The 12,996-nt window shown below is 42.1% G+C and carries 15 protein-coding genes and 1 pseudogene; 10 read left to right on the forward strand and 6 right to left on the reverse strand.

Annotated features, from left to right (window positions below; translation table 11 throughout):
• The first annotated feature begins 43 nt into the window (after positions 1–43).
• The 4 genes from MAE_RS15435 (at position 44) to MAE_RS15450 (ending at position 4,360) form a co-directional block, all read left to right on the forward strand.
• Positions 44–1,738, forward strand: coding sequence for a helicase HerA domain-containing protein (locus MAE_RS15435; RefSeq protein ID WP_012266418.1), 1,695 nt, complete (start codon positions 44–46; stop codon positions 1,736–1,738).
• A gap of 56 nt (positions 1,739–1,794) precedes the next feature.
• On the forward strand, positions 1,795–2,247 hold the full coding sequence (locus tag MAE_RS15440) for a DUF29 domain-containing protein (RefSeq protein ID WP_002798230.1): 453 nt from the start codon (positions 1,795–1,797) through the stop codon (positions 2,245–2,247).
• A gap of 2 nt (positions 2,248–2,249) precedes the next feature.
• On the forward strand, positions 2,250–3,617 hold the full coding sequence (gene rlmD / locus MAE_RS15445) for a 23S rRNA (uracil(1939)-C(5))-methyltransferase RlmD (protein ID WP_012266419.1): 1,368 nt from the start codon (positions 2,250–2,252) through the stop codon (positions 3,615–3,617).
• A gap of 341 nt (positions 3,618–3,958) precedes the next feature.
• On the forward strand, positions 3,959–4,360 hold the full coding sequence (locus tag MAE_RS15450) for an ATP-binding protein (protein WP_002798232.1): 402 nt from the start codon (positions 3,959–3,961) through the stop codon (positions 4,358–4,360).
• On the opposite strand, the gene MAE_RS15455 is transcribed toward MAE_RS15450, so the two are convergent.
• On the reverse strand, positions 4,357–4,638 hold the full coding sequence (locus MAE_RS15455) for a DUF6439 family protein (RefSeq protein ID WP_012266421.1): 282 nt from the start codon (positions 4,636–4,638) through the stop codon (positions 4,357–4,359). The two genes, MAE_RS15450 and MAE_RS15455, sit on opposite strands and share 4 nt — an antisense overlap.
• Before the next feature lie 72 nt (positions 4,639–4,710).
• Here MAE_RS15455 and MAE_RS15460 point away from each other — a divergent pair, with 72 nt between their 5' ends.
• A complete protein-coding gene (locus MAE_RS15460; RefSeq protein ID WP_012266422.1) occupies positions 4,711–5,112 on the forward strand; it encodes a hypothetical protein in 402 nt (133 codons plus the stop codon).
• Between the two features lie 40 nt (positions 5,113–5,152).
• Here MAE_RS15460 and MAE_RS15465 read toward each other — a convergent pair whose 3' ends face one another.
• From MAE_RS15465 to MAE_RS15475, 3 genes are all read right to left on the reverse strand, one after another.
• Entirely contained in the window at positions 5,153–5,782 is a 630-nt protein-coding gene (locus MAE_RS15465; protein ID WP_041804152.1) for a pilus assembly FimT family protein, read from the reverse strand.
• Entirely contained in the window at positions 5,760–6,266 is a 507-nt protein-coding gene (locus MAE_RS15470) for a type IV pilus modification PilV family protein (RefSeq protein ID WP_012266425.1), read from the reverse strand. The genes MAE_RS15465 and MAE_RS15470 overlap by 23 nt, the downstream gene beginning before the upstream one ends.
• Before the next feature lie 448 nt (positions 6,267–6,714).
• A complete protein-coding gene (locus tag MAE_RS15475; RefSeq protein ID WP_002798238.1) occupies positions 6,715–7,608 on the reverse strand; it encodes a DMT family transporter in 894 nt (297 codons plus the stop codon).
• Between the two features lie 176 nt (positions 7,609–7,784).
• Here MAE_RS15475 and MAE_RS15480 point away from each other — a divergent pair, with 176 nt between their 5' ends.
• From MAE_RS15480 to nrtS, 4 genes and pseudogenes are all read left to right on the forward strand, one after another.
• Positions 7,785–8,141 carry a DUF1823 family protein gene (locus MAE_RS15480; RefSeq protein WP_012266427.1) on the forward strand — a complete coding sequence of 119 codons (357 nt, stop codon included), beginning with the start codon at positions 7,785–7,787 and terminating at the stop codon, positions 8,139–8,141.
• A 31-nt stretch (positions 8,142–8,172) separates the two neighbouring features.
• The gene (locus MAE_RS15485; protein WP_012266428.1) at positions 8,173–9,303 is read left to right on the forward strand and encodes a CO2 hydration protein; all 1,131 of its coding nucleotides are present in this window, start codon (positions 8,173–8,175) and stop codon (positions 9,301–9,303) included.
• A gap of 53 nt (positions 9,304–9,356) precedes the next feature.
• Positions 9,357–9,920, forward strand: coding sequence for a GUN4 domain-containing protein (locus MAE_RS15490; RefSeq protein WP_002798240.1), 564 nt, complete (start codon positions 9,357–9,359; stop codon positions 9,918–9,920).
• 3 nt (positions 9,921–9,923) lie between these two features.
• Positions 9,924–10,149: pseudogene (gene nrtS, locus MAE_RS15495) on the forward strand (nitrate/nitrite transporter NrtS).
• A gap of 396 nt (positions 10,150–10,545) precedes the next feature.
• Here the strand turns inward: nrtS and MAE_RS15500 are convergent.
• Positions 10,546–10,812, reverse strand: a complete 267-nt coding sequence (locus MAE_RS15500) for a hypothetical protein (RefSeq protein ID WP_004161646.1) — start codon at positions 10,810–10,812, stop codon at positions 10,546–10,548.
• Positions 10,813–10,951: 139 nt separating this feature from the next.
• Between MAE_RS15500 and MAE_RS15505 the strand changes: the two genes are divergently transcribed.
• Positions 10,952–11,245 carry a hypothetical protein gene (locus MAE_RS15505; RefSeq protein WP_012266429.1) on the forward strand — a complete coding sequence of 98 codons (294 nt, stop codon included), beginning with the start codon at positions 10,952–10,954 and terminating at the stop codon, positions 11,243–11,245.
• Positions 11,246–11,665: 420 nt separating this feature from the next.
• On the opposite strand, the gene MAE_RS15510 is transcribed toward MAE_RS15505, so the two are convergent.
• On the reverse strand, positions 11,666–12,925 hold the full coding sequence (locus tag MAE_RS15510) for an L-lactate MFS transporter (protein WP_012266430.1): 1,260 nt from the start codon (positions 12,923–12,925) through the stop codon (positions 11,666–11,668).
• Between the last annotated feature and the right edge of the window lie 71 nt (positions 12,926–12,996).

Genomic DNA, 12,996 nt, shown 5'->3' on the forward strand with positions numbered 1-12,996 from the left:
ATAATTCATAATTCATAATTCATCGCCACAAATCAAGGTTAGCATGAGTGAACAACCCCTCGGATCGGTTATTCAAGGTTCCCTGAGTGAAGGTTTAGAAATCCGTCTTTATCCGGATATTTCCGTGGAAGATATGCGCGTCGGTAAGTTTTTGGTTGTGCAAGGCACTCGCTCGCGTTTTTTCTGTCTCCTCACCGATGTCTCCCTGGGTAACTCCAGTCCCCGGATTATCGCTAACCCTCCCCATCCCGATGATAGTTTTATGCGCGATGTTTTAGCGGGTAGCGGTACTTATGGTACTATCGAACTATCTCCTATGCTCATGTTTACCCCGACTGGAGGTAATTCTCCCGCAGTTTCTGACACTTCTTTAGGCTCTTTTCAACCCCAAACTAGCGCCGATTTAGAATTACTGCCAGTTAAAACTATTCCCGCCCATTTTAGCCAAGTTTATGAAGCTTGTGAGCAGGATTTTCGCATGGTTTTCGGTTGGGAAGATGACCCCACCAGAAAGAATTTTGCTATTGGTCAACCCCTTGACATGGACGTGCCAATATGTATTAATCTCGATCGCTTTGTGGAACGTAGTAACGGTGTTTTTGGCAAATCCGGGACGGGAAAATCCTTTTTAACCAGATTACTAATTTCGGGCATTATTCGCAAACAAGCAGGGGTTAACCTCATGTTTGATATGCACTCGGAATACGGTTGGGAAGCGATGAAAGAAGGGAAGGATGTTTCTACGGTGAAAGGATTATGTCAATTATTCCCCGGACAGGTGGAAATTTATACCCTCGATCCCGATTCTACCAAACGCCGGGGAGTACGAGGAGCGCAGGAATTATTCTTAAGTTATAATCAGATTGAAATCGAGGATATTCGTTTAATCGGTCGGGAATTAGGCATCTCGGAAGCTAGTTTAGATAATGCCAATATTCTCTATAACGAGTATGGAGAATCTTGGATCGTTCAGTTATTAAATATGAGTAACGAGGATATTAAAATCTTCTGTACGGAAAAACAGGGCCATGCGGGATCGATTATGTCCCTCCAGAGAAAATTAATGCGTCTAGATAGTTTGAAATATTTAAAAAGTGTTTGTCCCCACAATTATATCGATCAGGTTTTACAAGCTTTAGATGCGGGTAAGCACGTTGTCATTGAATTTGGCTCCCAAAGTAATATGCTTTCCTATATGTTAGCCACCAATATGATCACCCGTCGGATTCATGCTAATTATGTTAAAAAAGCTGAATATTTTTTACAAACCAAAAACCCCGTTGATCGGCCGCAACAGTTAGTGATTACCATTGAAGAAGCTCATCGATTTCTCGATGCTGCCGTGGTGCATCAAACTATTTTTGGAACCATCGCTAGGGAGATGCGAAAATACTTTGTTACTCTCTTAATTGTTGATCAAAGACCTTCAGGAATTGATAACGAAGTCATGTCTCAGGTAGGGACAAGAATCACCTGTTTATTAAACGATGAAAAGGACATCGAAGCCATATTTACCGGGGTTTCTGGAGGGGGAAGTTTGCGATCAGTTTTAGCGAAATTAGACTCAAAACAACAAGCTTTAGTTTTAGGTCATGCGGTCCCTATGCCGGTAGTAATTCGTACTCGCGCCTACGATCAAAAATTCTATGCTGAAATAGGTGCGACCGACTGGCGAGAATTACCCGATGAGGAAGTATTAGCGGCGGCCAAAATTGCCAAAGCCGATCTAGGATTTTAGAAAAATTAATTTTTGATTGTAGAATAGAGTTGGATTGTTTTTACTGTTTACCTCCCATGACCGCTCAAATACCGATCTCGAAGATCAGCTTATACGATCGAGATTTTCAGCTATGGATCGAGACAACCGTTAACCAATTACGACAGGAGGATTTTGCCTCGGTTGACTGGACTAATCTGATCGAGGAATTAGCAAGCATGGGAAAAAATAATCGACACGCTCTCAAAAGTTTGTTAATTCAATTATTAGCTCATCTGCTCAAGTTAGTTTATTGGCAGACGGAAAGAAAGTATAATGCTAATAAATGGGAAGCGGCAATTATTAATTTTCGAGTTCAAATTGCCGATCTGCTGGAAGACAGTCCTAGCTTAAAACCTTATCTCCTCGAAATTTTCGATTCTTGTTATGGAAAAGCTAGACAAATAGTCTCGAAATTGAGCAAGCAAGAAATTCCCATAGAAGTCATTATTACCCCAGCAGAAACCCTGGATGAAAACTGGTTTCCCTAACTATGCAACAAGGTGATTTAATCGAGATCGAGATTACCGACCTCAACCATACGGGCGAAGGTGTGGGAAAATACCGAGGACAGGTGATTTTTGTGCCGGATACGGTCATTGGCGATCGCATTCAAACTCGCATCACCTATATCAAAAAAAGTCATGCGATCGGCAAACTACAAACTATTCTCCAAGCTTCTCCCCATCGTATCCGTCCCCGCTGCATCGTCGCCGATAAATGTGGTGGCTGTCAATGGCAACACATCGAGGATCAATTTCAGCTTCAGGTCAAAAAAGAGCAAGTACAAGAGGTATTAACCAGAATTGGTGGTTTTACCGATCCTTTGGTTTATCCTCCCCTCACCGGTAATTCTCCCCTCGCTTATCGCAATAAAGCTACCTATCCCCTCGGATTTTCCCCCACCGGCAATGTGCAAGCAGGTTATTATCGTCGCGGCAGCCATCATCTGATTAATCTCAATCAATGTCCGATTCAAGATCAGGCTTTAAATCCGTTTCTAGCAGAGATAAAACAGGATATTCAGGGTCAAGGCTGGTCAATTTACGATGAAAAGACCCATCAAGGACAATTACGCCATTTATCCCTAAGAATTGGCCGCCACACGGGAGAAATTTTATTAACCCTGATTAGTACCGATAATAATTTACAGGGAATTGAGGCACAGGCGCAGCAATGGCTGGCAAAATACGCCAATTTAGTCGGTGTAACCGTGAATTATCACCCCGAGCGAGGTAATGCTATTTTTGGCGCTCAGACCACAACTATCGCCGGAAGGGACTATATTACCGAAAAGTTCGCCGGATTAACCTATCAATTGGCTGCCGATACCTTTTTTCAGGTTAATACAGAGGCTGCTGAAGCCTTATTTGCGGTTATTTGTCAGAAATTAGACCTTAAAGGTGAAGAAATTCTCATTGATGCCTACTGTGGTATCGGTACTTTTACTTTACCCCTCGCTAAACGGGTTAAAGAGGTGATTGGACTAGAATCCTATAGCTTTTCCCTCGATCGAGCCAAGATTAACGCCCAATTAAATAATATTACCAACACAACTTTTATTTTGGGGGCAGTAGAAAAAACTTTACCGCAACTGACAGTTAAACCCGACATTATTCTACTCGATCCGCCCCGCAAAGGTTGCGATCGATCTGTCCTCGATAGTCTGTTACGGCTGCAAAGTCAACGCATTGTTTATATCAGTTGTCAAAGTGCAACTTTAGCCAGAGACTTGCAATATCTCTGTAAAACAGGCGATTATCAACTGCTAGAAGTGCAAACAGCTGATTTCTTTCCCCAAACTCCCCACGTCGAATGCGCCGCTTTTCTTAGACAAAAAACAGCGAATATGGTAGGATGAAATAGGAGGAAAAACCCGACACTTTAGCCGTTTATAGCTGAAAAGTCAATGGGTAAGGATAATAGCATATTAAAGACCGTTCCAGTCAACTACTTTTTTGATTAATTACCCGCTCAAAGTGGCCTTGATTCTCGATTGGTTTGTAGATCAATCATAAAAATATCTAATCAATCTCAGAGACAGAAAAGGGATAAAACATGACTCATTAGGTATGGCAATCATCTAGATCGACGGTTAAGAGACCTTAATCTTTCTGTAAGAGAACAGTCATTGAATAAAAGCTAGAGGTAAAGCGCGTGATTGCTATTTCACTGCCAACAAGCAAACGAAGCTGGAACACCATGAGTTTCGCTTCCACCTTGTATCTTTGTCCGATTTTAGATTTATTGACCGCTAGTATTCCCGAAGAATTAGAACCAGAAATTAGATTAGGATTGCAAGAAGCTTTAGTTAATGCCGCTAAACACGGCAATCATCTCGATCCCAGCAAAACCGTGGTCGTTCACTTTTCCAGCAGTAAAGACGAGTATTCTTGGGTAATTACCGACGAAGGTTGTGGATTTACGCCAGGTTGTCACCATCATGGCTGTAGTTGCGATTGTCCCAATTTTCCCCCCGAAGAAGCGGAAAATGGCCGAGGACTGTGTATGTTATATCAAATCTTCGACCAAGTTCACTGGAATCAACAAGGAACCCAACTGAAACTTTGTAAACAAATTAAACAGGAACGGTGGTTCACCTAAGGACCGTGACCGTGAGAAGGACAGGGAGGAGCAGAAATCGAGCGATCAAGCCAGCCTGTAGCCTGTTGTAGCCGAGGAAGTGCTTCTTCTGGCTGATTATCTAATAAAAACACCAAAGCCGTCCCTAATTGTTCAGCGGCCCGAGCATTACGGTTAGCCTTCAGACGATGCCAGTCAATCGGTGCGATCGCCAAACGTTCCGCCAAAATCCGCGCCAATTCCAGGGTAGATAGATCATCAACAGTCTGAGATGAGGAAGAGACAGGGGATGGAATCATAATCAAAAGGTTTCGTAAAACCGTAAAATCGTCTATAACTATAGTTTAGACGCAGGAAATCGGATCGAGTCCATGTCCTTAGAAGAAAACCCATACCCTAACGATGAATCGGCAGAATTTACCCAAGCGATTGAAGAAGTCGAAGCGGCGCTCGCATCACTAAAAGACCGTTATCGACAGATCAGCGAAGCAGAACAGCAAAAAAAAGACCTAGAGGCACAATTTAGCCAAATAGAACCCCAATGGCGGGAAAATCCCCTACCTGAACTAGAAAAGGAATTGGTACAAATTCGCGAACAGATTCAAGAATTAGAGGTAATTTTAGAAAGCAATTTACTCAAAGAAGGGGAATTAAAGCGTCTATTCTGGGAAGGAATCCGTCGCGGACTGCTGGGGGAAGTTTTTTGGCAAATTGTCCGCTTTGGTGGTATCGGAGTCTTACTGGGTTGGATTCTGCGATCCTGCACGGGGTGATTAACTGCACAGGGGTGGGTGTGTTGCCTTGAGAAGCTGATTAGGGTTCAGTTCCATCGAGACGGATTTGACAATTATTGGCATCAAGCGGCTCTAGAGGATCGCCGTCATAAGTGCCTTGTTTAACCATTCCTAGCAGAGAAGCGATAACTATACACTTTCTTTCTTGGTTGGGATAGGGCGCGGCGGAGGCATTGGCGGCGGGATATAATACGATGATGGCTTGGTTTGCCCGCGGAAGAAAGGTTAGCCCCGGCACATGACCCCGAAAGGAAAACTGTACCCCCGGACTGCTGCTCCCAGGGGGAAGATTCGGAAAATTCCTCACCACCATAAATACTTCCTGCGGCAGACTTAGGGAACCCGCATTAGTATTAGTCGCCACTAAACAACCAGGCTCACTGGCAGTTATTTGCCGGTAAACCGTGGGACCAGTGCCAGTCCCGTCAGTAAAATTAATCGTGCAAATTCTCCCTAGACGGATGGCTTGTCTTTGGGCATCCCTTAGGGCTGATTGTATAGAATCGGTGGCTTCTTGGACTTTATTGCTATTTAACCAAGCTAATAAATTAGGTCCGGTTAAGGCGGCAAGAATTCCCGTAATTGCCAAAGCTATCAAAATTTCTAACAGGGTAAAACCCTGATTTTTATCGACATTCAAACGACGCATCGGGAATCACCTCGACAGAACTTCTGGCAATAACATTTTCTTGGTTGCGGTAATCGTCAGCAATTTGACCTATTGCTAACTCGACTCGATAATCAATACGGAGACGATGGGGATTATCCGCTTGGTTAATAATATTAAAAGTCCGAAAGAGAGAATAGTTTTTACCGACAATTGGTTTTATCTCTACTAATTTTTCCTGCGGTATAGGGGTGGTGGGGAGGGCAGTATCCGTTAGTTGTCTTCTTAAGGCTGTGGCATAACCCTGATTGATATTTTCACATACATCGTCACTGACATAATTACTGGATTCCAAATCTAAACTCGCAGCTTTAGCTTTGACATCCTCGAAATCTTCTTGTATCCAAAAGTTAGCTTGAGCTTGTCTTTCTGCTCGAACTTTATATAAGGCATTCACTGCCATTAACTGTAAGGTTCCTGTTAAGAAAGCAGTAATAGTTAAAATGGCAATTATCACTTCTAACATCGAGAAACCTGACTCGGACGATGACAGTTTTGACTGTATCCCCTTCCCTCTTGATTTCACTTTTCACCCCCCCAGTTTTTCCTGAACACTACTGGCTTTTTTTAGCTCTCAACTACAGAAGACCTCTTGCAAAAGTCTTAAGTCGATCCTTGTACAGCAACATTTTTGAAGATTATCAACTACTAATAAATAATTAACTGAAAGTCCCTCCCATTATTGTTTCTATCGTTTGTTTTCGGATTTATGCAAGAGGTCTAGAGTACCCAGATGATCGGATATTTCTAACTCTAGTCAGGGAATTAATTCCCCGAAAACCCTATTGCTCAAGTGAGTCAGATTGTCTAAACTCTCATGCAGTTAGCATTGTACACTAATCTAGTCTTTGTCTGTGATTACCATCCGCGATCAAGATCACACTTAACCGGTAATATTAGATACACTAACAAGCTTATCCGCCTAAAATAGCAATGCCTACGCCGATTAATAGAATTAATCCGCCATAAATGACTTCTTGGGCTGGTATTTCACCAAAAATGAACACTCCTAACAGACTAGCGGCGATTGGCTCTAATAAAATTACCATGGTTACTATTGTCGGTGCTACCCATCGCAAAGCCCAGTTAAAGCTAGTATGACCGATTAATTGCGGAAAAATCGCCATCATTAACACATAAACATACACGGATAAGGGATAGCTTTCGTAACCTTGACCGAATAAAAAAATAGCAGGTAATAAAGCTAATCCTGCGGTAGTGTAGGCTACAGTTATATAATTCTTAATATTTAAGCCCTTTCTTTGTGCTTCCCGTCCGAGGAGAATATAACCACTAACGAGAATTGCCCCAATTAAAGCCAAGCTATTGCCCAATAAAGGGTTAGGATAAGAGCTACTGAGATCTCGATCGGCTAAAACAATGAATAATACCCCCGTTAGAGCCACAAAAATGCCGATAAAGGTTAATTTGCTCGGTTTTTCTCGAAACCACCACCAACCCAACAGAGAAACCCAGAGGGGATTAGTGGTGACTAAAGTGGTGGAAGCGGCGATCGAGGTGTAGGATAGAGAAGTAATCCAAGTAGCAAAATGGAGAGCTAAACAAAATCCCGCTCCCACTGCGTAATAATAGGCTTGAACAGGGACTTTTTGGCGTGATAAGGTCAACCAGTTCGGAATTAGGACAACAGAAGCCAAGATCAGACGAGAAGTTGCTAAAAATAAACTAAATGCGATCGTAGCATTATCTACCGCTTCGATCGCTAACCGGATAAAAATTGCCGATGCAGAAACCGACACCACACCGATAGTTAAGATAAAAATAATTTTGGCGTTAGAAGGAGGCAAAATAGGCTACGCTTACGCGATGATCAATGATGTTATTCACCAGTTATTTTAACCGTAGGCAGTAGCCGGTCGTCAGTAGCCGGTCGTCAGGAAATAGGAGATTATTTTATTTATTCTCCCCACACCCCACACCCCACACCCCACACCCCACACCCCATCACCCATTTACTTGATCTATGGAACTACCAGAATTAAATATAGAGACAATTTGGGCGATTATTAACGATGAAATTGACGACGAAACCGTTAATAAATTGGTTTGGCAAACTTTAGGTTATCGCTACGATGAAAGTCAAGGAAAATGGGATAATAGTCAAGTAGAGGAAGATTGGCTCCGTGAATATCCCGAACCCCCAGATTTTATTGCCAATCGTCCCCCAACAGTAAAATTAACTCGATCGATCTTGCCAGAAAATAAACAATTATTAAAAGATAAATTGGGGTTTACCGGTTATAAAATTGGCGAATTCAATCCCCGCATGACTCGCCGTGCCACCGCCGCTAATTGGTTGTGCTTTTATGCGTTAAAATAGATCAGGAAAGTTATTTTATCAAGCTTCTAGCATGGTCACTATCCCTGTCAAGTCCTCCTCTCATCCCCTAGCATCCTATATTGAGCGTCTCACGGCTGGGGAAGCATTGTTAAAAGATACTCCCCAGAATTTGATCGAGGTAGTGGGTATCCTGAAAAGTTACGGAGTGGTGTTAGATGCTTATTCCAAAAATTTAATTTATATTGCGGAAAATCAGTTTTTGGTTTTTTTCCCCTTCTTTAAATATTTTAATGGTCAAGTATCTTGGCAGAAATTACTACAACACTGGTGGCATAATCGCATTAATTTTGAGTATGCTGAATACTGTATGAAAGCCATGTTTTGGCATGGTGGGGGTGGTTTAGATAGTTATGTAGATAGTGCCGCTTTTCGGGAAGTGACAGCCAAGATTATTCAGGCCAAATTTAGGAATAATCCCCTAGTTTTAATTTTAAATAAAGCCTTTCCTGAATTTTTGCCAGAACAAATGCGGATGATGGCCTACTATAGCGGTTTAGGTCAATTTTGGCGAATTATGGCCGATACTTTTTTAAGTTTATCCGATCTCTACGATGCTGGAAAAATTACCAGTATTCCCGCAGTGGTGGCACACATTAAGAAAAATTTAGTCGATAATGCTAGTCAAGCAATTGTCTATCAGGTAAAAATCAAAGGACAAACCTATGATCTGATCCCCAAATCGGCAGGATTAACCTTTCTTGCGGATACGGCAATCCCCTACGTTGAGGCGGTTTTCTTTCGCGGAACACCTTTCCCCGGTACAATTTCCTATAATGCCCAAGCCTATCAAATTCCCTACGATCAAGGAATGTTTGCCTATGGTGCTTTGTATGCGGATCCTTTACCCATCGGAGGTGCAGGGATTCCTCCCACACTATTAATGCAGGATATGCGTCACTTTTTACCAGATTATCTGCACGACATTTATAAAAAGAGTTTTCGTCAAGAAGAAGATTTATTAGTCCAGATCTGCGAAACTTTTCAAAAGTCGATGTTTTGTGTAACAACGGCAGCCATTCAAGGATTAGCACCTTACCCTTTAACTACCACAGATTTAAAAGAACAAAAAGCCAATCGCATCTATCTAGAAGCATGGATGAATCGCTTTGTCAAGTCAAGATTAGAAGCGGTAAATCAATAATTATTCTGCCGATAAATCCGTAGTTTTTGCAGTCAACAAACCCCCTTACATTTATGTCAGATATTAACGTCCAACTTCAGGATATTTTAGCTCAATTGCAATCTTTAACCGAACGGGTTGCCCTCATCGAAGCGCGGCAGATGTTAGTACCAGACATCGAGCGCTATGGTAAATTACAGCAATTCCTAGCTGAGGGGAACTTTAGGGAGGCAGACGCAGAAACTCTCCGAGTTATCCTCGAAACTGCCGGCAGAACCCGCGATACTTTAACCCCAGAGGATATGATGCGGTTTCCCGTTAATGTGATTCGGGTACTCGATCGCCTTTGGAAAAATTATAGCGGCGATCATTTCGGTTTTAGCAATCAGGTGAAGTTATATTTTGCCGCCGGCGGTAGTATTAACACCCTGCGTACCCAAGACGCGGAAACGATTAGAAAATTTGGGGAATTGGTAGGATGGCGCGACAAAGATGAGTGGCGTATCGATGATTATGATCACTGGGATTTTAGTCTCGCAGCTCCTGAAGGCTGTTTTCCCGCTCTCTGGTGGAAGTCTCCCTACGGGTTAAAAATGGTGACTTTTTGTTTTACTCGCCTGATAGAGTGCGATTTATAGGCAATGAAAGGAATTATCGGCTATTTTCGGGCTTTATTATCCCCCCAATTTGCTCCCACCGGGATAAGAGTGGCTGTAGTAGTGGGGACAATTTTATTGACAATTAACCACGGTTATGCTATAATGCACAGCCTTATAACTGACTTATCTAGTTCCCTATCTGGTCAATATTCATGGGCAGTATAGCAGTTATCGCCGTCAGCAGTGGCCGAAAAAATCCCAACAATAAAGGCAATGAATATACCTCTAAGTGGTGATTTCTTTGACTCTAGGGAACTCCCTGTTAGCAGAGGGCTGCTATGATAGCGATCGAGACGAATATTCGGGTGACACAGATCTCTATTAGATATTTTAGCAACTACTTTATCATTCTTTAGCGATCGCTCTATTGGAATAAAGCAAAAATAGATATATGATCAAGACAAGATCTGCTTTCATAGCGATCGAGACGAATATTCAGGAGTTCGATTTACCATGGCTACTGTTTTATTGAAAACTGGCGAGTTCCGAGAAATCCCTGATGATCAGTTAATTTCTTTCCTCGAGGAAAACCGAGATTTGATTCAAGATCGACAATCACCCAGAAAAAGAGCGATTAAAAGACCTATATCGTCGAATGTTACCTCTACCAGTACAAAATGACATCGATATTTGTTTCGTCATATTGGTAGATACCTTGTTCTGATTCTTCTTCCGTTTTCGAGTATTCCACCTTACACCGACGAAAAAGTCGGTATTGGGTTTTCTGGTTATCTTGAGGGTTTCCTCGATACTCCTCTTCTTTACCTAACTCTATATAAACGAATAGTTTTTTATATTTTCCGTAGACTGGCTCCCCCGATTTTGCCGAGTCAAATTCTAGCTCATTCAATGCTTTAATTCGTTTAATCATATTAGTGTTTAAGTTGGTTTTTGTTTTATAATATCCTATTATTGTGATTTTATTAGATTAGGTCGAGGTCTATTGTTTTGAGAGGAGAAGATGTGGCCAGATTTGTCACAGCAGTACCCGATAGTTTAGGAGATTGAAAATGAGTAAGTTTCAATTGTTTGATGGTGTTATACTAAGGGAAGAGCTACCTTTAATTGATGGTGGAATAGCTCCTATCGGCACAGTTGGGACAATTGTAGAAATTCTCAAAAATGGGGAAGCTTATCTAGTAGAATTATTTGGAGATTGGGTCAAATATGATGAGCAGGGAAATTTTGTCTGTGCAACTCAGACAGAAAAGGGAGCATTCCTCGAAACAATCGGCGTAGAAATTGTCTATCCTCATCAATTGGTGTTGACTTTTTCTGCCAAGCAAACGATGACCTTGACCTAAATCTATCCCCTTCCAATAGCGAGTGGGAATCTAATAATCTTTCAGTTTTAAAATGGTCGATTAAGACAAGCAGAAGGAGATTTATCCCTCAATTCAATCTTGACAGACCACTAATTATCCTATCACGGCTCTTCTGGTTTCTGTGTGGAAACGGGGTCTATACTGATAGTTTCTTCAGCAAAATAGTCCTAAAAGTCTTTTCCAGTAAACATTTCAATATTTTATAAGCAAAAATTATTACATACATAAGTAAAAAATATCACAAAAAGTCGAGAAGAACCCTATCACTGATTATTGTTTACTGATAACTGGTCAAGTCTCCCATTTCCCCGCCCCCTATCCTAGTTATCTGTAGCCTACTTTTACTTTTAATTGGTGTAAAATAGCAGCAGTATCTACTCTAGGGTAAGATTAACTCCCTTAGCTAGGATTTGATAAATGCGATCGCTCTCTTTTCAGTAAGGCACTAGCGAGAAAAATACCCAGTATTGCCAATACAGCCATAGCATAAAAAGCGTAAGTGTAAGTACCGAACCAATCGCGAATTCTACCAGTTACTAAAGTTCCGATCAAAGCACCGACACCGTAGGCAGTAAAAACAATACCGTAATTTTGGGCGTAGTGGTCAGGATTAAAGAAGTGGAGAGTGGTAGCGGGAGCTAGGGCTAACCATCCCCCTAAACAGAACCAAAATAGACAAAAAGCCACTAGATAGCTAGTAACTGCCCCTTTTTCGGCCTTGACCATCAACAGACAACCAATCAAAATGAGTGTATAGGCCCCGATCGCTAAATAATGGGGTTTCCAGCGATCGCTCAACCAACCGAACAAAGGACGACTAATACCATTAAACAAGGCAAATAGCGCAACACTACTAGCGGCTAACCCCGGCTCGATCTGGATAATTTCCTCAGCCACAGGACTAGAAATACCGATGGCACTCAAGCCAATTAAAGCACCAATAGCATAGCAAAGCCATAAGCCATAAAATGAGCGACTTTTCAGCATATTCACCGGATAATTGGCCTGAAAGTCGGATTTTCGATTAGCTAAATTTGCGGGAGGTTGCCAGTCTTGAGGGGGTAACTTCATTGTGATCGCAATAATCACAATAATTATTGTAAAGATAATCCCCAAAAATCTTAAACTTGGTCTAACGCTATATTCATTGATTAATCGATTGGCTAAAGGTGCAGTAATCAGGGGAGAAAGGCCAAATCCGATGATGGTTAAACCCACCGCTAAACCTTTTTTGTCGGGAAACCAGCGTGCCACCACTGCCATGGGAACACCGTAAGCAATGCCGACTCCTGTGCCGGCAATGACTCCGTAGGTAAGAATAATTGTCTGGATCTGAGCGGCAAAACTAGCGAGAATATAGCCTAAACCGACGATAATTCCGCCGATAGCGGTCATCCTGCGAGTGCCTACCCGGGGGATATAAAAACCAGCGATCGGCATAGAAGCGGCATAAAACACTAGGGCCACAGTGTAGGGTAGTAAGCTTTCCGTGGCGCTGAGATTTAATTCTGTTTCTAGGGGTTTTCTAAAGATACTCCATGAGTACACCGTCCCTAAACAGAGTAAAACGCCCATTCCTAGAGGTATTAATAACCATCTACCTTTGGCTGCGGGTAATCCCAAAACTGTCAACTCGGAATCATAATTACTGGTAGTCATAGATCGCCGTGACTCTTTCTAGACTTGTCTGGCCAGTATTCTAGATGAGGTCATGGCTAATGGGGCCAATT

Origin of the sequence: Microcystis aeruginosa NIES-843, from assembly GCF_000010625.1 — a bacterium.
GTDB classification, from domain to species: domain Bacteria; phylum Cyanobacteriota; class Cyanobacteriia; order Cyanobacteriales; family Microcystaceae; genus Microcystis; species Microcystis aeruginosa.